The sequence below is a fragment of the Lysinibacillus sp. FSL P4-0201 genome, assembly GCF_038593425.1.
Taxonomy (GTDB): domain Bacteria; phylum Bacillota; class Bacilli; order Bacillales_A; family Planococcaceae; genus Lysinibacillus; species Lysinibacillus capsici.
This window is the reverse complement of the sequence record NZ_CP151995.1, coordinates 2987647-3007261: the sequence shown is the minus strand read 5'-3', so window position 1 is coordinate 3007261 and position 19615 is coordinate 2987647. Positions and strand designations below refer to the sequence as shown.

At 36.7% G+C, this 19615-nt stretch carries 24 protein-coding genes, 1 riboswitch and 1 other annotated feature; of the genes, 19 read left to right on the top strand and 5 right to left on the bottom strand.

Annotated features, from left to right (window positions below; translation table 11 throughout):
* Positions 1-34: 34 nt before the first annotated feature.
* Positions 35-517, bottom strand: coding sequence for a hypothetical protein (locus tag MKY76_RS15135; protein ID WP_048392679.1), 483 nt, complete (start codon positions 515-517; stop codon positions 35-37).
* Positions 518-520: 3 nt separating this feature from the next.
* Positions 521-973 carry a hypothetical protein gene (locus MKY76_RS15130; protein ID WP_231595624.1) on the bottom strand — a complete coding sequence of 151 codons (453 nt, stop codon included), beginning with the start codon at positions 971-973 and terminating at the stop codon, positions 521-523.
* Between the two features lie 150 nt (positions 974-1123).
* Here MKY76_RS15130 and rpmG point away from each other — a divergent pair, with 150 nt between their 5' ends.
* From rpmG to tyrS, 5 genes are all read left to right on the top strand, one after another.
* A complete protein-coding gene (gene rpmG, locus MKY76_RS15125) occupies positions 1124-1273 on the top strand; it encodes a 50S ribosomal protein L33 (protein WP_008408521.1) in 150 nt (49 codons plus the stop codon).
* 112 nt (positions 1274-1385) lie between these two features.
* Positions 1386-1979 carry a 5-formyltetrahydrofolate cyclo-ligase gene (locus tag MKY76_RS15120; RefSeq protein ID WP_342556812.1) on the top strand — a complete coding sequence of 198 codons (594 nt, stop codon included), beginning with the start codon at positions 1386-1388 and terminating at the stop codon, positions 1977-1979.
* Positions 1972-2181 carry a YqgQ family protein gene (locus MKY76_RS15115; RefSeq protein ID WP_004231021.1) on the top strand — a complete coding sequence of 70 codons (210 nt, stop codon included), beginning with the start codon at positions 1972-1974 and terminating at the stop codon, positions 2179-2181. The genes MKY76_RS15120 and MKY76_RS15115 overlap by 8 nt, the downstream gene beginning before the upstream one ends.
* A 280-nt stretch (positions 2182-2461) precedes the next feature.
* Positions 2462-4357: an LTA synthase family protein gene (locus MKY76_RS15110; protein ID WP_048392681.1), complete on the top strand. Its 1896-nt coding sequence runs from the start codon at positions 2462-2464 to the stop codon at positions 4355-4357.
* Positions 4358-4611: 254 nt separating this feature from the next.
* Positions 4612-4853 (top strand) — a binding site (T-box leader).
* A gap of 141 nt (positions 4854-4994) precedes the next feature.
* Positions 4995-6209 carry a tyrosine--tRNA ligase gene (gene tyrS, locus MKY76_RS15105; RefSeq protein WP_269898109.1) on the top strand — a complete coding sequence of 405 codons (1215 nt, stop codon included), beginning with the start codon at positions 4995-4997 and terminating at the stop codon, positions 6207-6209.
* A gap of 55 nt (positions 6210-6264) precedes the next feature.
* Here tyrS and MKY76_RS15100 read toward each other — a convergent pair whose 3' ends face one another.
* Entirely contained in the window at positions 6265-6444 is a 180-nt protein-coding gene (locus tag MKY76_RS15100) for a DUF2759 domain-containing protein (protein ID WP_004231029.1), read from the bottom strand.
* Positions 6445-6613: 169 nt separating this feature from the next.
* Between MKY76_RS15100 and MKY76_RS15095 the strand changes: the two genes are divergently transcribed.
* Positions 6614-7258: an MBL fold metallo-hydrolase gene (locus MKY76_RS15095; protein WP_342556811.1), complete on the top strand. Its 645-nt coding sequence runs from the start codon at positions 6614-6616 to the stop codon at positions 7256-7258.
* 75 nt (positions 7259-7333) lie between these two features.
* Here MKY76_RS15095 and MKY76_RS15090 read toward each other — a convergent pair whose 3' ends face one another.
* Positions 7334-7576: a DUF2626 family protein gene (locus MKY76_RS15090; RefSeq protein ID WP_004231035.1), complete on the bottom strand. Its 243-nt coding sequence runs from the start codon at positions 7574-7576 to the stop codon at positions 7334-7336.
* A 117-nt stretch (positions 7577-7693) separates the two neighbouring features.
* Positions 7694-8404: a helix-turn-helix domain-containing protein gene (locus tag MKY76_RS15085; protein WP_048392257.1), complete on the bottom strand. Its 711-nt coding sequence runs from the start codon at positions 8402-8404 to the stop codon at positions 7694-7696.
* Between the two features lie 327 nt (positions 8405-8731).
* Between MKY76_RS15085 and comGA the strand changes: the two genes are divergently transcribed.
* The 13 genes from comGA (at position 8732) to MKY76_RS15020 (ending at position 19589) form a co-directional block, all read left to right on the top strand.
* A complete protein-coding gene (gene comGA / locus MKY76_RS15080; RefSeq protein WP_342556810.1) occupies positions 8732-9751 on the top strand; it encodes a competence type IV pilus ATPase ComGA in 1020 nt (339 codons plus the stop codon).
* Positions 9726-10799 (top strand): competence type IV pilus assembly protein ComGB, encoded by a 1074-nt coding sequence (gene comGB, locus MKY76_RS15075; RefSeq protein WP_257960691.1) that lies wholly within the window; start codon positions 9726-9728, stop codon positions 10797-10799. The genes comGA and comGB overlap by 26 nt, the downstream gene beginning before the upstream one ends.
* A gap of 10 nt (positions 10800-10809) precedes the next feature.
* Positions 10810-11148 (top strand): competence type IV pilus major pilin ComGC, encoded by a 339-nt coding sequence (gene comGC / locus MKY76_RS15070; RefSeq protein WP_342557911.1) that lies wholly within the window; start codon positions 10810-10812, stop codon positions 11146-11148.
* Positions 11148-11585 carry a competence type IV pilus minor pilin ComGD gene (gene comGD / locus MKY76_RS15065; RefSeq protein WP_048392261.1) on the top strand — a complete coding sequence of 146 codons (438 nt, stop codon included), beginning with the start codon at positions 11148-11150 and terminating at the stop codon, positions 11583-11585. Before comGC ends, comGD begins: the two co-directional genes overlap by 1 nt.
* Positions 11578-11895 carry a hypothetical protein gene (locus MKY76_RS15060; protein ID WP_112118304.1) on the top strand — a complete coding sequence of 106 codons (318 nt, stop codon included), beginning with the start codon at positions 11578-11580 and terminating at the stop codon, positions 11893-11895. The genes comGD and MKY76_RS15060 overlap by 8 nt, the downstream gene beginning before the upstream one ends.
* Complete coding sequence (gene comGF / locus MKY76_RS15055) at positions 11888-12313, top strand: competence type IV pilus minor pilin ComGF (protein WP_342556809.1); 426 nt, start codon at positions 11888-11890, stop codon at positions 12311-12313. The genes MKY76_RS15060 and comGF overlap by 8 nt, the downstream gene beginning before the upstream one ends.
* Positions 12314-12329: 16 nt before the next feature.
* On the top strand, positions 12330-12491 hold the full coding sequence (locus MKY76_RS15050) for a hypothetical protein (RefSeq protein WP_225340350.1): 162 nt from the start codon (positions 12330-12332) through the stop codon (positions 12489-12491).
* A gap of 20 nt (positions 12492-12511) precedes the next feature.
* Entirely contained in the window at positions 12512-13027 is a 516-nt protein-coding gene (locus MKY76_RS15045; protein ID WP_004231053.1) for a shikimate kinase, read from the top strand.
* A 144-nt stretch (positions 13028-13171) separates the two neighbouring features.
* Positions 13172-13266: riboswitch (glycine riboswitch) on the top strand.
* 248 nt (positions 13267-13514) lie between these two features.
* Positions 13515-14618, top strand: coding sequence for a glycine cleavage system aminomethyltransferase GcvT (gene gcvT, locus MKY76_RS15040; protein WP_048392264.1), 1104 nt, complete (start codon positions 13515-13517; stop codon positions 14616-14618).
* Between the two features lie 25 nt (positions 14619-14643).
* The gene (gcvPA, locus tag MKY76_RS15035) at positions 14644-15990 is read left to right on the top strand and encodes an aminomethyl-transferring glycine dehydrogenase subunit GcvPA (protein ID WP_004231057.1); all 1347 of its coding nucleotides are present in this window, start codon (positions 14644-14646) and stop codon (positions 15988-15990) included.
* Entirely contained in the window at positions 15983-17446 is a 1464-nt protein-coding gene (gcvPB, locus tag MKY76_RS15030; RefSeq protein WP_048392265.1) for an aminomethyl-transferring glycine dehydrogenase subunit GcvPB, read from the top strand. The genes gcvPA and gcvPB overlap by 8 nt, the downstream gene beginning before the upstream one ends.
* Before the next feature lie 397 nt (positions 17447-17843).
* Positions 17844-18611: a macro domain-containing protein gene (locus tag MKY76_RS15025; RefSeq protein WP_048392266.1), complete on the top strand. Its 768-nt coding sequence runs from the start codon at positions 17844-17846 to the stop codon at positions 18609-18611.
* 30 nt (positions 18612-18641) lie between these two features.
* Positions 18642-19589, top strand: a complete 948-nt coding sequence (locus MKY76_RS15020) for an ADP-ribosylglycohydrolase family protein (protein WP_048392267.1) — start codon at positions 18642-18644, stop codon at positions 19587-19589.
* The last annotated feature ends 26 nt before the right edge of the window (positions 19590-19615 follow it).

The window sequence follows — 19615 nt, the reverse complement described above, 5'->3', positions numbered from 1 at the left end:
CGCCTCATATATGAATGGGCGACAGCTTTTTATGTTATTGTTTCTTACCTGTAATTAAATTAGCTATTTCTTCTAAAGTCATGGCAGAATTGACTTCATAGGAGCCGATTTGTAAGCTTCTAGCATATTTAGGGTTAGCGAGTAGTAACTCCATTTCAACACTATTGGTAATAATGCCACCGTCTTCAAGTTTTTGGGCCACACTATAGGGTGTGATACCACTATAGATTTGCAGAGACATCGTTGTTACATCTGTATCTGCTTCTTCATCAGCTTGTTCAGATGCATCTGTTGTAGAAGTTTTTTCAGTCGTATGTACTTGCTTTAATTGATCCTTTAACGAGGCAATTTCCTGATTGGCCTTACTTAATTTGTTTTGTAGTTCTTTTACCTGTTGTTGATTGGAAAATTCCTTAGTAGGAAGACCAATATTTACATCGAAGCGGTTTGCTAGTGCAAGCAATGCCCCAACAAGAAAAATGGCTATACCAAATGCACGAATGGCAGACTTATTCATCAATCAACGCCCCCCGTTTGCAATCACTTGCCGAACTTGCTCTTCTGTTAAATTTGAGCGAATACTAATATCTGCTACAGAAAGACCCTGTTTATTTAATTCAAGTACCTGACTAATAATAATTTGATGAATCGGTTTTGCTGGTGCTGTTGTTTGTCCAACTTTTGAACTCTGTGCAGCCTGTTGAACGGCCTGCATGACTTGGTGCACTTTAGGATCTTGACCTTTTGGAGGGATACTTGATTTTGATTTCACTTGGAACTCTGGCTCTAGTAAAAGTTCTTCCTCCACAATCTTAAGGCGACGTTTTAAATTATTCGTTTCTTGGAAGATGGAGATAGATAATTCTTCGACATCTTGTTCGATTTTTTTCGAGCTATTTTTGAAAAAGAACGAAACGATGATCAGAAAAATGCCAATACTCATTAATACGATGGATAAATCCAATAGTTTCACCTCAATGTAGTATGTAATTATAAGATATTTTACCATATGCAAACTTAATATGAAATGAAGGTAGATTTTTTTTCAGTTTATGTTATAATAGGTTAGTCGTATAAATCATGCTCAAATTTAAATTCTTGATATAGAGTGGGAGGGTTAATGATGCGCGTAAATATTACTTTAGCTTGCACAGATTGCGGCGAACGTAACTACATTTCTAAAAAGAACAAGCGTAACAATCCAGAGCGTCTTGAACTTAAAAAATATTGCTCTCGCGAGAAGAAATACACTCTTCACCGTGAAACTAAGTAATCGCTCATTAAGCCAAAACCACAAGTGGTTTTGGCTTTCTACATTTTATCACATCATTCAATGTAACAATTCCAGGAGGATATGAAGTTTTACGATATAGGAGGTAGCCTAGATGGATAAAACAACTTTACGAAACACGGTACGCCAAGCCCTTGCAACTATGACGGATGAAGACTATCATCGTCAATCATTAGCTGTGTTAAACAAGGTGCTACAGGAACCATATATAATAGAAGCAAATACAATTGGCATGACCATTTCAAATAAGCCAGAAGTCGACACAATTCTTATAATTGAGGAATTATGGAAACTAGGTAAAAAGGTCGCAGTTCCTAAATGTCACCCAAAAACAAGAGAAATGTCATTTTATTCCATTGAATCATTTGCACAGCTTGAAACTGTATATATGCATTTGCGTGAGCCCATTCCAGCAAAAAGTGAGTTTGTTGACGCAAATGAGATGGATATCATTGTTGTACCAGGCGTTGTTTTTGATCCATACGGTTATCGAATCGGCTATGGCGGTGGTTATTATGACCGCTATGTATTAAACTATAATAAGGGTAAGCTGATGTCGCTGCTCTTTGATGAGCAAATCATTGATTGTGTTCCTACTGAAGCACATGATTGCCCAGTAGATATCATTGTGACGCCCACAAAACGTATTGACTGTGTTGCACAACGAGGAGCGAATGAAAATGGATAAAATGCTAGATATTTATGAACTCTTGAAAACATATGGTACCTATATTTATACACGTGATCCTATTGGCGATTTGATGTTGATGGAGGATGAAATACGTGAGCTCTATAAAGCGAATGTACTAGATATAAAAGATTATCAAATGGCTCTACTGCTTATTCGACAAGAAACAACAAGACTTCGTATGGAAGAGCATAAAAAGTAATGTTTGAAATATAATGTAATTGGGTATTGTAAAATTAATGTAACATGTATGTAATATTCTTAAAAACAGTGGGTTTCCGCTGTTTTTATGTTTTTACGAAACTTTTTACAATGCAAAACGTATATATAGATATCTGGTGCATAGAAAGAGCAGGGAGAAAAAATTTTCCCTAAGATATGTGTTGATTATCTGTTAAAAAAGGATTAAGATATATTTTGTTTCCGTAACAAAATGTAAATAATTATTATTTTTTTGTAAGGAAGTAGGGAGGATGTTAGGAATGAAATCAATAAAGTGGCCTAAACATTCATTTATGATACTAGCAATTATAGCAACTTGGATCAAAACGGTCATTGTTTACCACACAAGCTTTGAAATGAAAATTGAAAATGCAATGCAACAATTTATTTTATTTATTAATCCATTAAGCTTCTTGCTATTTACGTATGGTTTATCACTATTCTTTAAATCAGCAAAAGCTAGAAATCGTTATTTGATTACGGTCAGCGTTATTTTGTCCATTGTTTTATACGGAAATGTAGCGTTCTATCGATTCTACAATGATTTTATTACGCTACCAGTATTATTCCAAACAAGTAACTTTAGTGACTTAGGAACATCAGTAGCAGCCATTGTTGAGCCTTGGGATGTATTATATTTCGTTGATGTCGTTATCTTAATCTTAGCGAATAAATTTTTACCAAAAATGAAAGATGCATTTAAAGTGAATATTGAATTCCGTCGTGCATTCTTTGTGCTTGCAATAGCAATGACATTCTTAAATTTAGGCTTAGCAGAAACTGAGCGTCCACAATTACTAACACGTAGTTTTGACCGCGAATTATTAGTAAAAAACATTGGAACGTACAATTACCACTTGTATGACATTTATATTCAATCTAAATCATCTGCACAACGTGCGTTAGCCGATGGTAGTGAACTAGTAGAAGTGAACAACTATATACGTTCTAATCAGGCTGCTGTAAATCCAGAGATGTTTGGGAAATATAAAGGTCGTAACCTGATTGTGGTATCGATGGAGTCATTACAAAACTTTGTCATTAATAATGACATGAATGGTCATGAAATTACGCCATTCTTAAACTCTTTAACAAAAGATAAAGATACGTATTATTTCAGTAACTTCTATCACCAAACAGGGTTAGGAAAAACATCTGACTCGGAGTTTATTGTTGAAAACTCACTGTTTGGTTTAGGTCGAGGTGCTGTATTCTTCACGCATGGTGGAAATACGTATAATTCAATGGCTGAACGCCTTGGAGAAAATGGATACTTTACAAATGTCATGCACCCTAATAATAAATCATTCTGGAATCGTGACATGATGTATCAATCGTTAAAAATTAATAAATTCTACGATATAGATTCATATACTGTGGAAGAGGGGCAAGCTGTAAACTGGGGAATGAAAGATGTTCCATTCTTAGAGCAATCAGCTGCTTTAATGAAAGATATGCCTCAGCCATTCTACTCTAGACTTATTACTTTAACGAACCATTATCCATTTACATTGGATCCAGAAGATATTATGATTCCTGAATATGATTCAAATTCAGGTACATTAAATCGTTACTTCCAAACAGTACGTTATATGGATGAGGCTTTAAAAGACTTCTTCCAACAGTTAAAAGATCAAGGTGTCTATGATAATTCTATTATTGTGATGTATGGGGATCACTATGGTATTTCTGAGAACCATAATAAAGCAATGGCACAATATTTAGGAAAAGATCAAATTACACCAATGGATAATGCAATGCTTCAAGAAGTACCTTTATTCATCCACATCCCAGGAGCTGGCGATGGAAAAGAAATGACTGAGATTTCAGGACAAATGGATTTACGTCCAACGATCTTACACCTTCTTGGCGTTGAAACGTCAAAAGATATGCAAATGGGGGCAGATTTATTTTCTCCAGAGCATGAGGACTTTGTAGTCTTCCGTGATGGACGTTTTATTACAGATAAATACGTCTATGCTGGTGAAGCTTGCTATGACAAAGCAACTGGCGAAGAAATAGATGGTGAGCCATGTCAGTCTTATGCTGATCGTGCTACAATGGAGCTAGAAAATTCTGATGCCATCATTAATGGAGACTTACTTCGCTTCTATGACGAAAAAACAGGTAATTTAAAGCAGGATTCAGTTAAATAATCAAAGAGAGATCTCGTATAGGGATCTCTCTTTTTATTGCTGATAAAAAAGAATTAGTCTCAAGCACTATTCATAAAATTTTTTTGTGAATCCTATGCTAAAGAAAACACTTTTCGCAATGTTTTACAACACTATGCAACGTCAATACACTTTATTGAACATTTCTTTTTATTGACAAATAGCAAGATATGATTATAATAAGTGTAAATATCTGCATAACGAAGATTTGTTTTTCGCATTTCGGAGTATAAGAGTGAAAGGCATCGAAAAGAACGAGTAACTTTAATGGAACTGACAGAGAGTAGCCGGTTGTTGAGAGGCGCAAGGGGATATTAAAGTGAATACATCTTGGAGCTGCGTACCGAAACTATAGTAGGCTACGACGGGGTTGCATCCGTAATCATTGCAAAAGTATCGCTATGGCTGTACTTGTTGAGGAGAGCTATGTGAATAGCTCTCGAAAAAAGGTGGTAACACGTTTATCTACGTCCTTTAGGAATTTCCTAAAGGCGTTTTTTTTATGCCTTCTAAGCCAAAACGTGTAAAGCTATTAAAGCCTTGTAAACAAAATCGGTACCCCATTTACTCTTATAGAACTTGCAATATTAATATTTAATATTACAAGGAGATGTTTCGTATGTTTTTAACACCAAAGGAGCAAATAGCGATTATCAAGAAGGGTGCTAACAAGATCGTTGATGAACAGGATTTATTTGAAAAATTAGAGCGATCGTATAAAGAACAGCGACCTTTAACGATTAAGCTAGGGCTCGATCCGTCCGCACCAGATATTCATTTAGGTCATGCGGTTGTTCTACGGAAAATCAAGCAAATGCAAGATTTAGGCCATCATGCAGTTATTGTTATCGGTGATTTTACAGGACGAATTGGCGATCCTACAGGTAAAGCTAAGGGGCGAATAGCCTTAAATGACGATATAGTGAAGAAAAACGCCCAAACTTATTGTGAGCAAATTTTTAAAGTACTAGATCCGAACAAGACAACGGTTCGTTTTAATAGTGAATGGTTAGCGAAGCTGTCCTTTGAAGAAGTCATCAAGCTAGCAGCCACAACATCTGTTGCTCGACTTCTAGAGCGCGAAGATTTTCAGAAACGTTACCAACAGCACATCCCAATTGGTATACATGAGTTTTTCTACCCACTTATGCAAGCATATGATTCAGTAGAACTTGAGGCAGATATAGAGTTAGGTGGAACGGATCAGACGTTCAATATTTTAATGGGACGCACCTTACAAAAGCATGGAGGATTAGAAAAACAAATTGCTATTTTTATGCCCTTACTAGAGGGGTTAGATGGTATTGAAAAAATGAGTAAGAGTTTAGGTAATTATATTGGCATCAATGAAGCACCTGAGATTATGTTTAAAAAGGTGATGGAAGTACCAGATACTTTAATTATCAAATATTTCGAATTAGCAACAGATGAGCATCCACTACAAGTGCAGGCTATTCAAGATAGACTACAAAAGGGAGAGAATCCCCGCGATTTGAAATTCCTATTAGCAGAAATTATAACGGCTTTATACCATGGATCTACAGCAGTGGAGGAAGCAAGAGCTTATTTTGAAGCAGCATTTCAAAAAAAGGAAATACCAAAAAACATTCCTATACTGCTCTTAGAAATTGATAAGGAAAGAATCGTGGATATCATTCCACAACTAGTGACAATGGGTTTTATTCAAAGTAAGAGTGAGTTTTTGAGGTTAATCAAGCAAAAAGGAGTATCCTTGAATGGAGAAAAAATGGCGATGGATGACATATCACAAGTATTAATGAATAATGATGTACTACAAATCGGCAAGAAGCGGTTTCTTCAATTCAATAAGTAATAATAGACAAAAAAAGAGCAATCTCCGAAGAGACTGCTCTTTTTCTGTCTGAATTTTAGTGTAATTTTGGTGGGTAACCGCTGTGAACAATCGTCATGATGACGAACCATCCGAATACAGCAGCACTTAATAAGTTGAAAACAACGCTTAATAGGTTCTTTTCTTTAATTGCTTGGAATGTACCAAATACAGCTAAAATCGCTACTAGACCAAAAATAACCATTAATAAGTTCATTAAAAATAGACACTCCTTTCGACATCAGAAAATGAATGTCGCAAACAATATTCCTCCTTAATTGTAAACGTTCTACTTGTTTTTGTCGAGGACTAAAATACTGTAAACTATGAACATTTATCGTCAAATTGTGGCAAAGCCTGTATAATAGGAAGTTGAGGTGATAACTATGATGAACGTACGAAGTTATTCTCTTGGTCCCGTCCAAACGAATTGCTATATCGTATCGAATAAAGAAAAAGAATGTATCGTATTTGATCCAGGTGAAGAGGCGGAGCGTCTAATTAAAACAATCCGTAGCAACGGCTTAAAACCTCTTGCTATCTTTTTAACACATGCCCATTTTGATCATATAGGGTCAGTAGATGCAGTGCGTGAGGTATTTGACGTTCCTGTATGGATTCATGAAAAGGAAGTTAGTTGGCTAGCAGATCCAACGAAGAATGGCTCTAGTAAATATCCTGCATTACCAGATTATAGGGTAGCTGCACCAGCGCAAGATACAATTATCAAAAAAGAACAGCAAATTGAAATAAGTAATTTTGTGTTTCAAGCTGTTTTTACACCTGGGCATTCACCGGGGAGTATTTCTTATATCTTTGAAAACGACGGTTTTGCCATCGTGGGAGATACGTTATTTGAACAAGGTGTAGGACGTACAGATCTATTAGGGGGATCAACCAAAATTTTATTGGAATCTATCCATAATAAACTGTTGACATTACCTGAGGATACTATTATCTATCCTGGACACGGTAATTATACAACGGTAGGCGCAGAAATGGAGACAAATCCTTTTTTAAATGGATTTTAAAACATGGATAATAAACTGTTTTAGCACATAAAAAAGCGTATCTCACCGAAAGTGAGATACGCGATTTTGTTTGTATTAATGACCGCCACCAGGTACGTGAATGAATGTTGTATAGTACGTGAAGCCAGCGAAGAATACAGTTAAATATGCTCCGAAAATGTACATGTACATACGTTCTGAAAGGTTTAAGAAGCCTAATAATAAGAATAAACCTGTATTACCTAAGAATAATAGCGATACCTCGTTCATACCTCCAAGGTAGAACATAACGGCAAAAATACCTGTCCAGAATGCCATAACTTTATACATATTATCCATGAAATTTCCCCTCCTTTTGCCCACGACACAATAATCTCTTACTCATTATAAATGATATGAAAGGTGTCTGTAAACTGGAACTTCTCCATGTTTGTGACAAACAAATGGATTTTTAATCTAGCTATCGATTTCTGTCACGTTTATTTCATATTTACATAAATCGCAATTATGTATCATACTTTCCATTTGCACAAATTCATTGTTCGTAAACAATGCATCTAATTGCCCTTTTAAATAGGATTCATGTAATGAACAAACAATTTCAGAATAGGCTGTCAGTTGCTCCTGGAATGGACAATTGAAGATGGAGAAGATAACTTTTTTTCCTTGCTCAGTTTGTTGAATCTGTGGAATATAGCCAATTAAAGCGGCATTGTCCGTTAATAGCTGAAGTTTTTCATCGAAGGAAAGAGAATTACTTAATGTCAATTCAGCACTCATATAATTTTTCATTTGCTGGTAGCCGTCTTGGTAGCTAATTTCCTGGCACTTTGTTAATGCAGATGGACCAAAGTCTTCAATTAATTGTATCGTCCATTTTAATAAACGATCTTCATCACGTCTTGGAAAAGTAAGAGATACGCCTTTTTCTGAAGCTTTATAAACACGTCCAGGTCTGCCACCTTTACCTGTTTTTACATAGTCAGCTGTAATAATATTTATTTCTGAAAGCTTCGTTAAATGAAGTCGAGCAACGTTTGGATGGATACCGAATTTATCAGCAATATGTTGTACAGTAACTGTTTTTTTCTCTTGCAATATGTACTCATAAATAGAGTATCTTGTTTCATCCGCTAGTGTACTAGTAATTTTTAATGGATGGATCATGAGCTTCACCTCTTTAATTAATTATAAAAATTATGTTCGTCTACCAAGTGTTAGGAAAATAATCATGTTGATACTATTATATTGTATTATTGAAAAAGATACAGTTCATTTCGGCATAAATATTAATTTTTTCATGTATTTATATTCTTTTTTAGTGGAAAATTGCACTTTATCCACATTTTTATAGCAAAAAACATTATTGGCAGAAAATTAACTTATAAATTTTTATTTTCTGAAAAGGGCTTTTCTCGTGGCGAGTTCCTCCTTATACTAGGAAATAACGAATAGAGCGGTCATATTCGAATGAACTAAAAGAGAGGTGCATATATGCAGAATTTTGAAACAGTTGTTGAACAAAAATGTGAGCAACTTTTACTAAAGGCCTATCATTTTGGAGCATCCGATTTATTGCTAGTTCCAGGAAACATAAAGTATCGGATCTATTTTCGAAAATATGATAAACTTCTCCACGCTGGTGAGCTACCTCATGAACTTGCAGAAAGAATGATCTCTTACTATAAATTTCTTGCAGAATTAGATATTAGTGAGCGTCGTAAACCTCAAAGCGGTGCCTTTCAAAAGGCAATGGAGCAAAATTCTTATTCGTTTCGTGTATCCACACTGCCTTCTGTATTTTTAAAAGAAAGCTTAATTATTCGTTTACTTCTCCAAAATCATGCATTTCCACTAACTTCCCTAAGCTTTTCCAAAAGCGCAGCTTACCAACTCATGGAGCTGGTACAAAACCGACAAGGTCTTCTGTTTTTTACGGGAGCAACCGGCTCTGGCAAGTCTACTTCACTTTATTCCCTCATCCACTACTGTTCCACAGAATTGAATCGACATGTGATTTCTTTAGAAGATCCTGTAGAAAACAGCCAAGCCAATTTACTTCAAATTCAAGTCAACGAACGAGCAGGCGTTACATATGCTGCAGGATTAAAAGCCATTTTGCGCCATTCACCTGATGTCATTATGATTGGTGAAATTCGCGATAGAGAAACAGCAAATATTGCCATCCAAGCTTCTCTAACAGGGCATTTAGTTGTCTCCACTATTCATGCAAAAGACTCCATTAATTGTCTCTACCGTTTAATGGATTTAGGTGTGTCGATAGAGGAGCTTCGTCAAACGGTTATCGGTATAGTTGCCCAAATGCTTGTTCAAACCTCAGCTATACATGAAGAACGTCGAGCTGTCTATGAGATATTACATGATGACCATCTATCAAGAGCCATCACCGCCATCAAAAATAAGGGCAATTACAAACTTCCTTATGATGTAACATTAATGGGACAAAAAGAATTAGTGGAGAGCCTATATGCAGTTACAAACATACATCGATAAAATTGTTCTTTTTTATAATCGGGCTACGAAATGGCGGGTAAAGGAGCAAGCTCAGCTTTTCAATCGTTTATGTGTATTAATGCAGGAAGGATATTTATTTCCCCAAGCTATTTCCATGCTACTACCTCATCATATTGAAGCACATGAGGACATACAGCAGCAAATTGATGAAAAGCTCAGACAAGGAGTAGGCGTTGCAGGGATATTTGAAACATTACAGCTAGGGAATCATTATTTAATGGCAATTAAGGTGGCGGAAAACAATGGCCACATGATAGAAGCATTTAAAGGTGTAGCTAAACAGATAACAGTAAGTGAAAAGACTAAAAAAAAGTTAATCAAGCTGCTGATCTATCCTGTCACACTGATTATCTTTTTATTGTTATTATTTTTTGTGTTTCGTACATTTTTTTTGCCGAACATTGAAAGAATGGTCGGCAGTCGTACCTCTGAAACAGAAGAGACAAGCATTGCATTGTCCAATCTGTTATTGCATGTTCCAGATGTAGTTATCTCGACCATGTTCATAGTAATAGGTAGCGTATTCCTTTTTCGATTCTATCTTAAACGACAAGCTGTTGCTCATCAACTTACAGTCTTATTAAAAATCCCCTTTATACAACGCTATTTTAGGTTGACTTTGACAAGGCAATTTGCTGCTTATTTAGGAAGCTTACTACAAAGTGGATTTTCATTACAAGCAAGCCTACAGCTATTAGAGGAACAGCAACTACAACCATTTCTTCAAGTTCTTTCACAGCGTATAAAAGATAGAGTCATCTTTGGAGAATCACTCACACAGGCGGTAACGATCATGGCCGTTTTTCAAAAGGATTTTCCGATGTTCGTTGAGCATGGCGAGCACAGCGGATATTTAGGAAAAGAGTTAGTATTGTATAGCGATTTATTAATGGAAAAGCAGGAACAGCTTTTGCAAAAAATATTAGCTTTTGTGCAGCCAAGTTTCTTTATCCTTATAGCTGCTTGTATAATAGCGGCTTATATCAGTTTATTATTACCCATCTATCACATGATTGAATTAGTTTAGGAGGAAGATGATGAAACGTCTTAACCAACAAGCTGGTTTTACTTTAATTGAGATGCTTATAGTTTTGTTAATTATATCCATTCTTATTTTAATTACAATCCCAAATGTTACAAAGCATTTCGCCACAATAGATAAGAAAGGCTGTACGGCTTATATAACCATGGTACAAGGTCAAGTAGAGGCGTATCGTGTAGATTATATGGCTTATCCTACCTTAGAGGATTTAGTGGCAAAGGGCTATTTAAAGGAAAATGAAACAACCTGCCCAAATAAAGAAGAAATAGTGATTACTAATGAGGGAGAGGTACGTCCAGCCAATGTCAACTTGGAAACAGGTACGGATAGCTAATGAATGTTCATAAAAACGGTGGTTTTACAATTCTTGAAATGCTGGTTGTCTTATTTCTTGTTATGAGTTTAACAGCGATTGTTAGTAAATTCTCATTGAAAATAGCAGAAACCAAGGAATTAGAACGATTTTTTACGCAATTACAACTGGATATTCAATATATTCAAACCTATAGTATGAGCCAACGACAATATATAGCCCTGAAAATGGAAGGTTCAACAAATCGTTATACTATTCAAAAAGATATTTATACTCATTTATATGAACGCTCTTTTCCAAAGGGGGTTGAATTTTTGCCAGCTGAGAGTTCAATTCAAACACTTGTCTATAACTATAGCGGCAATGTGATGACAGCAGGCACCATGGCATTTAAAACACCACAGGGCAAGAAAAAAGTAATCATAACATTAGGGCGAGGGAGAGCTAGGATTGAATGAGTCAGGCTATTCTTTTGTAGAAACTATTTTAGGTGTGGGTATTTTGATGCTGCTTTGTACCTCGTTAATCCCCATTACCTATACGATGAAAACAAATCTTGCTAATAAAAAAATGGAGCTAATTGCAGCTGAAACAGCATACGAAGGTTTAAAACAGTACCATGCTATTCAAGTAACAGAGGGCTCTCGGACCATTGAACAGGTTGCTTATCATTGGATAGTTGACGAACAACAAGTTTGTGTCCAATTTCAAAATTTACAGGAGTCACGCCAAAAATGTATCCAAGTGACAGGTGAAGTGCATGAATGAGAAAGGCTATACATTAATAGAAGCTATGTTTCAATTAGTCGTTTTTGTGCTTATTTCTCATTTTTTTGTCCTTATAATACTTTGGTTTGCTGAAATGAAATCAACTATGCTAATAGATGAACAAACAAAGTGGGAACTATTTGTTTCTGACTTGAACCTCTCTTTAAAAGAACTTTCCACCTTTTCCATTCGTGAAGATCATAAAAGAATAACTTTCCAAACAGCTAATACGCTCCATCATATTGATTGCTACTCGAATATTATTCGTGAGCAGGTAAAGGGTGGACATGTTCCTATGCTAATAGGAATCAATAAATGTCAATTTAGCTATTCCGAAAATAAGCTGACGGTAGCTGTTGAAATGGCTAGTGGTATTCAAAAGGAGCGAACCTTTTATGTGCCAATTATTGAAAAATGACAGAGGGGCTATTTTTTTGATCGCAATTGCATTATTATTTTTTGTAACTACTTTTGTTCTTGCGTATTATATGTCTTATGAAATGCAGTATCGAACATATGATGGGCTAGAAAAATTGAATGTTCGAGCTACGATAAATTTATTGGGACAAATTTTGTCAGACAGTGTAGAATCGTAGTTATAAGAAGGTGAATCGAATTGCGAAAAATATATTTAGTTGGTTTTATGGGTAGTGGAAAAAGTGCATTAGGAAGACGTTTAAGCTATTTATTGAAGATGCCATATTATGATATGGATCATGAGATTGTGCGTCAGCAGGGGATGACAATTCCACAGATTTTTGAAAAATACGGTGAGGCCCACTTTCGAGAAATAGAAACAGAATTTTTGAAAAATTTTAGGGACGAGGCCTGTATTATTTCGACTGGTGGTGGCGTTGCCATCAATGCTGAAAATCGAAAAATTATGAGACGCAGTGGACTGGTGTTTTTTTTAGATGCGTCGTTTGAGGATATTTATAAACGAGTTCAGCATGATCCAAATAGACCCATTGTACAGAGCTCTACAAAAGAGGAGCTAGAAAGTCTGTATCACTACAGAAGGAAGTTTTACCGTGATGCAGGCCATATTCAGGTACTGACAGAAGGTAGGACGATTCGCCAAATTCTAGAGTATTTAGTATTTCAAGTGAAAAGATTGAAAAACGAACGATGAATAGAGTATATTTATTTAATGTTCGTGTTTTATTATCTTTTAAAAAATGATTGCCTTTCCAATGCATTTAATGTTAGGATATAGACAAATAAGTAACTAAATGTTCATTGAATACTAAATAGTACCAAGATTTATCTTGGGCGGATGATTGTGCGGGGAGAGAGCGTGTAGACGCCACCGAAGGAGCAAGTAGCAAAATGGGCTATGAATCTCTCAGGTAAAAGGACTCGTACAAGACGCAACTCTGGAGAGAGCTGTAGTATAACAATAACAGCCACCAAAGGGGAAAGCCGACTGATTGGCAACGGTAAAGCTTGCGAGCCAGTCTGGTGTAACTTTCAGGTGCAAGGACAGAGAATCCCGAAAAGGGGTTCGTCTGTCTTTTTTTATGTCTATAGCCCGTTTTACTTAATTGACTGTAGGAATACAAAAAGCAGACGAACTACTACCAGTAAAAATGTAACTAACAATAAGGGGGCAAAAAAGAATGTCGAATGAATTAAAACGTACACCTCTATTTGAAGAATACGCGAAATATGGTGCAAAAACAGTTGACTTCGGTGGATGGGAATTACCTGTTCAATTCTCTTCTATTAAAGAAGAACATGATGCAGTGCGTAATCGTGCAGGCTTATTTGATGTATCACATATGGGAGAGATTTTAGTAACAGGTCCCGATGCATTAGGTTTTTTACAAAATCTTTTATCAAATGATGTATCAAAAATTGCTGACGGTCAAGCGCAGTACACGGCAATGTGCTACGAAGATGGTGGCGTTGTTGATGATTTATTAACATATAAATTAGCTGACAATCACTATTTATTATGTGTCAATGCAGCTAACATTGAAAAAGACTATGATTGGATGATGGAAAATCAACATCAATATGATGTGACGATTGATAACCAATCGGATGCCTACGCACAAATTGCTCTTCAAGGACCACTAGCAGAAGAAGTTCTTCAATCCCTTACTTCGACTGATGTAAGTGCCATTAAATTTTTCCGCTTCCAAGAGAATGTGGAGGTTGCAGGACATAAAGTATTAGTTTCTCGCAGTGGCTACACAGGTGAAGATGGCTTTGAATTATATGGCGCTCCAGAAGACATCAAAGCGCTTTGGGGTAAAATTTTAGAGGCAGGTCAAGAAAAAGGTGTGGTTCCAGCTGGACTAGGATGTCGTGATACACTTCGTTTTGAAGCGGGGCTACCACTATATGGTCAAGAGCTATCAGCAACAATTTCTCCTCTAGAGGCTGGTATTGGTTTCGCTGTGAAATTAAATAAAGAAGGCTTCATTGGTCATGAAGCATTAGTAGCTCAAAAGGAAAATGGTCTACCACGCAAACTTGTAGGCATTGAAATGATTGATAAAGGCATTCCACGCCATGGCTACAAAGTGTTTAAGGATGGTCAAGAAATCGGTGAAGTGACAACTGGTACACAGCTTCCTTCATCAAAACGTAATGTTGGTCACGCATTAATTGACAGTCAATTCGCAACAATCGGAACTGAACTAGAAATTGAAATTCGCGGTAAACACTTAAAGGTAATAACAGTAGAAACACCGTTTTACAAGCGTTCAAAATAATAGTTGAAAAGAGGGACCTACATTTATGAAACATCGTTATTTACCTATGACGGAGCAAGATCAAAAAGAAATGTTAGACGTAATCGGTGTATCCTCAGTCGATGAGTTATTTGAGGATATTCCTGAGAAAGTCCGTTTTAAAGGCCTTTATGATATTAAAGAAGCAAAATCAGAATCTGCGTTATTAAAAGAGTTAACGGCACTTGCTGCTAAAAATAAGGACACAAATGCCAACGTATCATTTTTAGGTGCAGGTGTTTATAACCACTATAAACCAGTGATCGTAGACCATGTTATTTCTCGTTCAGAATTCTATACAGCTTATACACCATATCAGCCAGAGATTTCACAAGGTGAGCTACAAGCTATCTTTGAATTCCAAACGATGATTGCTGAGCTAACGGGAATGGATCTTGCTAACTCTTCTATGTATGACGGTGGTACAGCATTGGCAGAAGCGGGTATGTTGGCAGCTGGTCATACGCGTCGCAAGAAAATTTTAGTGTCAGAAGCAGTGCACCCAGAATATCGCGATGTTGTTGCTACATATGCATATGGTCAATCCATTGATATCGTGACTATCCCGCAAAAAGATGGTGTGACAGATGTGGATGCATTAAAAGAGTTAATCGATGACAACACAGCAGCTGTTATTGCACAATATCCAAACTTCTTTGGCCAAGTGGAAGATATCCAAGTGATTGGGGATATTGCACATGCTGCAAAAAGCTTACTCGTTGTATCTTCTAACCCATTGGCATTAGGAATTTTAACGCCTCCTGGCAAGCTTGGTGCTGATATTTGTGTAGGTGATGCGCAAGTATTTGGTATTTCTGAAGCTTTCGGCGGCCCACACTGTGGTTTCTTTGCAGTGACAACAAAATTGATGCGTAAGGTACCAGGACGTCTTGTTGGTGAAACAGTGGATGGTGAAGGCCGTCGTGGATACGTATTAACACTACAAGCACGTGAGCAACATATCCGTCGTGATAAAGCAACTTCCAATATTTGCTCGAACCAAGCACTACTTGCACTTGCAGCTTCTGTAGCGATGACAGCTCTAGGAAAACAAGGAATTCGTGAAATGGCTACTCAAAATATCGCGAAAACACGTTATGCAAAAAATGCCTTTGAAGCAGCAGGCTTTACAGTAGCATTCCAAGGCGCACACTTCAATGAAATCGTTGTGAAAACGAATAAATGTGTGAAGGAAATCAATAAAGGCTTAATCGAAAAGGGTATTATCGGTGGCTATCCTTTAGGTCAAAATTATGACTCTCTTAAAAATCATGTGCTAATCGCAGTAACTGAATTACGCACGAAAGAAGAAATTGATGCACTTGTTGCAGAAATGGGGGCTCTTAATGCATAACGAAAATCAATCACTCATTTTTGAAATTTCAAAAGAAGGTCGCGTTGGCTATAGCTTAGAAGCACTAGATGTGCCTGAGGTAGACCTAGCAGATTTATTACCTGCAAACTTAGTACGTTCAGAGGCAGCAGAACTACCTGAAGTGTCTGAGCTTGATATTATGCGTCATTATACAGCACTTTCTCGTAGAAACCATGGAGTAGACTCTGGCTTCTATCCGCTTGGCTCTTGTACGATGAAATATAATCCGAAAATTAACGAAACAGTTGCACGTCTTTCTGGCTTTGCAAATGTTCACCCATTACAGGATGAATCAACAGCACAAGGGGCAATGGAGCTTCTTTATGATCTTCAAACTTCTTTAGTGGAAATTACTGGGATGGATGAAGTTACATTACAACCAGCAGCAGGTGCTCATGGTGAATGGACAGCGTTAATGATGATTCGTGCCTTCCATGAAGCAAATGGTGAAGGTCACCGTAACAAGGTAATCGTTCCTGATTCAGCTCACGGTACAAACCCAGCATCTGCGACAGTAGCAGGCTTTGAAACAATCACTGTTAAATCAGATGAAAATGGCTTAGTTGATATCGAAGACCTTCGCAAAGTAGTAGGTTCTGATACAGCAGCTCTAATGTTAACGAATCCGAATACACTAGGGTTGTTTGAAGAAAACATTATCGAAATGGCAGAGCTAATTCACTCTGTAGGCGGTAAAGTGTACTATGATGGTGCGAACCTCAATGCTGTAATGAGTAAAGCACGTCCTGGCGATATGGGCTTTGACTGTGTGCATTTAAATCTACACAAAACATTTACAGGCCCACATGGTGGCGGTGGTCCAGGTTCTGGTCCAGTAGGTGTAAAAGCAGATTTAATTCCATTCCTACCAAAACCAGTATTAGTAAGAACTGAAGAAGGCACATACCACTTTGACTACGATCGTCCACAATCAATCGGACGCGTAAAACCTTACTATGGTAACTTTGGTATCAATGTTCGTGCTTATACGTACATTCGTACAATGGGTCCTGATGGCTTAAAAGCTGTTACAGAATATGCTGTATTAAACGCCAACTACATGATGCGTCGCTTAGAGCCATTCTACGATCTACCATATAACCGTCACTGTAAACATGAATTTGTCTTATCAGGTCGTCGTCAGAAGAAACTAGGCGTTCGTACATTAGACATCGCAAAACGTCTGTTAGACTTTGGCTACCATCCACCAACAACATACTTCCCATTAAATGTGGAAGAGGCATTGATGATTGAGCCAACTGAAACAGAATCAAAAGAAACGTTAGATGCATTCTGTGATGTAATGATTCAAATTGCGAAAGAAGCAGAAGAAAATCCATCAATCGTTCAAGAAGCACCTCATACAACAGTCGTATCTCGTCTAGACGAAACACGCGCTGCTCGTACACCAGTGCTTCGTTATCAAAAAGCATAGTTTCCAAAACCGTTCACGTTTATGTGAGCGGTTTTTTTGCACCTTAAATTACAGGCTAAACGAATCTTCAATTGATTATGAAAATCTGAGTATCTTACAAGAGAAGTGCCAAGTAATGCAAAATTAAAAGTTGATGGAAGTTTCGTTGATAAGTATATAAGATTGGTGTTAAAAGACTCTGATCTTGATTTATTTCCATTAAACGATTTAAACTGGGTAGATACCTGTTTTGTTCAGAAAAATTTAAATCTGTGAAAAATTCCATCTTAAAGGGATTCAATTTAAGGACTTAGAGGTAGTGCCTAACTATCTACAATCGAAAGTATAATTAATAAAATCTTTGCACCTTATTAAGCACAAGATAGGGTTAGGTTGGTTCTATTAAGGGGGGAAAGTGATGGAAGAAGATATCAAGTTTGGTAATAGTCTATTATACTATAAATGTGATAATATTGAATTTTTAAAAGGTTATGGTCAATTATATACAGAATTTGATGATGGCGTTGCAACTAGGCAGATCAATATAATAAAAAATGATATGTACTGTTCTTCATCATTGCACGATTGGAACGAAGATATTGGATTTTTATTGTATGACGGACATATCGATAGTTTAGATGTAAGCGATAGTGTACCTATTACAAGATTAGATTTTGAGAAAAAATGGCAGGAGGGAATTGTAGCTAACAAATCTCCAATAAACTACTTAAAGGGCGATGCATCTCTTCCTTTAGAAGAACATACACTCATTATTCATGTAGTCAATATTTTAGGAAAATGGGGAAAAGGCTTTGTTTTATCTTTATCAAAGCAATTCCCTATTGCTAAAAATGATTATGTAAAATGGTCGAAGGATAAAGAAACTTTTGGGTTAGGAGAGGTTCAGTTTGTATGTGTAGACCAGCAGAAAGCTACTTTTGTTGCCAATATGCTTGCACAGCATGGTGTGAGGAAAAATGATAAAGATCGTACAACCTATATTGATTATGATGTGCTTCGTTTATGTTTAAGAAAAGTTGCGAGGTTTGCCTTAAAAAATAGATTATCGATACAGATGCCTAAAATTGGTTCAGGTTTAGCTGGAGGAGATTGGAGAGAGATCGAAAAAATAATAAATGAGGAATTGATTTATTATAAAATTAAATGTACTGTTTTTGAATTGTGATAAATTAAATTAAAGTTAGGGGTGGCATCTATGGTAGATACAAAATTGAGGGAGCGGGTGTTTGACACTTTATACGGTGGGATTATCGGTGATCTAATGGGCGTACCTGTTGAGTTTAAACAAAGAGGGACTTTCCATGTGCAAGATGTGATGGGGTACGGTACTTACAATCAGCCACCTGGTACTTGGTCTGATGATACTTCTTTAACACTCTGCCTGGTCGAGAACATTATTGAAAATGGGAATACCAAAACATTAATGAATAAATTTGTACAATACATGGAGCAGGGCTATCTCACACCATTTGGCGAAATGTTTGATATTGGAATTACTACAGCTGAAGCCGTTTCGAACTATAAAAAAGGTGTTCCGCCAGCAAAATGTGGTAAAACGGGCGAATTTGATAATGGCAATGGTACGTTAATGAGAATTGCTCCTTTAGTATTCGTGGTAATGCATGAGTTAGATTTTATTAAAAGAAAAGAATTAGTTCATCAGTATACAGAGATTACTCATGGTCATCCGCGTTCCATAGTAGGGTCCATCATTTACATTGAACTATTATTAAGCTTATACCGAAATAATTCACTAGAAGTGGCCTTAAAAGAGGTCTTTGAACTACTCCAAAATAATTTACAAAATGAAATGAAAGCAGAGTTAAATGCTTATGCAAGGATTTTTCATGAAAACTTTTTAAATACGCCTGAAGACGAGATTCAATCGAGTGGCTATATTGTTCATTCGTTAGAAGCGGCTATTTGGTGTGTAGGTAATTCTACAACATTTAAAGAAGCGATTCTGATGGCAGTTAATTTAGGAGAAGATACGGACACCGTTGCAGCAATTACAGGATCGATCGCGGGAATGTATAAACAGTTGGACAATATTCCAGAAGAATGGTTAGGTAAAATTGTCAGTAAACAAAAGGTTGATGCCTTAATCCTGGCGTTTTATGAATTTTGTGCAGCGCAGACGTAAAAAAGTTTATTGGAAAGGACGGTGAC

Excerpts from the sequence above, each read along its gene's own strand:
- MKY76_RS15135 (WP_048392679.1), bottom strand. The coding sequence starts at position 517 with ATGAATAAGTCTGCCATTCGTGCATTTGGTATAGCCATTTTTCTTGTT.
- rpmG (WP_008408521.1), top strand. The coding sequence starts at position 1,124 with ATGCGCGTAAATATTACTTTAGCTTGCACAGATTGCGGCGAACGTAAC.
- MKY76_RS15120 (WP_342556812.1), top strand. The coding sequence starts at position 1,386 with ATGGATAAAACAACTTTACGAAACACGGTACGCCAAGCCCTTGCAACT.
- MKY76_RS15115 (WP_004231021.1), top strand. The coding sequence starts at position 1,972 with ATGGATAAAATGCTAGATATTTATGAACTCTTGAAAACATATGGTACC.
- MKY76_RS15110 (WP_048392681.1), top strand. The coding sequence starts at position 2,462 with ATGAAATCAATAAAGTGGCCTAAACATTCATTTATGATACTAGCAATT.
- tyrS (WP_269898109.1), top strand. The coding sequence starts at position 4,995 with ATGTTTTTAACACCAAAGGAGCAAATAGCGATTATCAAGAAGGGTGCT.
- MKY76_RS15100 (WP_004231029.1), bottom strand. The coding sequence starts at position 6,444 with ATGAACTTATTAATGGTTATTTTTGGTCTAGTAGCGATTTTAGCTGTA.
- MKY76_RS15095 (WP_342556811.1), top strand. The coding sequence starts at position 6,614 with ATGATGAACGTACGAAGTTATTCTCTTGGTCCCGTCCAAACGAATTGC.
- MKY76_RS15090 (WP_004231035.1), bottom strand. The coding sequence starts at position 7,576 with ATGGATAATATGTATAAAGTTATGGCATTCTGGACAGGTATTTTTGCC.
- MKY76_RS15085 (WP_048392257.1), bottom strand. The coding sequence starts at position 8,404 with ATGATCCATCCATTAAAAATTACTAGTACACTAGCGGATGAAACAAGA.
- comGA (WP_342556810.1), top strand. The coding sequence starts at position 8,732 with ATGCAGAATTTTGAAACAGTTGTTGAACAAAAATGTGAGCAACTTTTA.
- comGB (WP_257960691.1), top strand. The coding sequence starts at position 9,726 with ATGCAGTTACAAACATACATCGATAAAATTGTTCTTTTTTATAATCGG.
- comGC (WP_342557911.1), top strand. The coding sequence starts at position 10,810 with ATGAAACGTCTTAACCAACAAGCTGGTTTTACTTTAATTGAGATGCTT.
- comGD (WP_048392261.1), top strand. The coding sequence starts at position 11,148 with ATGAATGTTCATAAAAACGGTGGTTTTACAATTCTTGAAATGCTGGTT.
- comGF (WP_342556809.1), top strand. The coding sequence starts at position 11,888 with ATGAATGAGAAAGGCTATACATTAATAGAAGCTATGTTTCAATTAGTC.
- gcvT (WP_048392264.1), top strand. The coding sequence starts at position 13,515 with ATGTCGAATGAATTAAAACGTACACCTCTATTTGAAGAATACGCGAAA.
- gcvPA (WP_004231057.1), top strand. The coding sequence starts at position 14,644 with ATGAAACATCGTTATTTACCTATGACGGAGCAAGATCAAAAAGAAATG.
- gcvPB (WP_048392265.1), top strand. The coding sequence starts at position 15,983 with ATGCATAACGAAAATCAATCACTCATTTTTGAAATTTCAAAAGAAGGT.
- MKY76_RS15025 (WP_048392266.1), top strand. The coding sequence starts at position 17,844 with ATGGAAGAAGATATCAAGTTTGGTAATAGTCTATTATACTATAAATGT.
- MKY76_RS15020 (WP_048392267.1), top strand. The coding sequence starts at position 18,642 with ATGGTAGATACAAAATTGAGGGAGCGGGTGTTTGACACTTTATACGGT.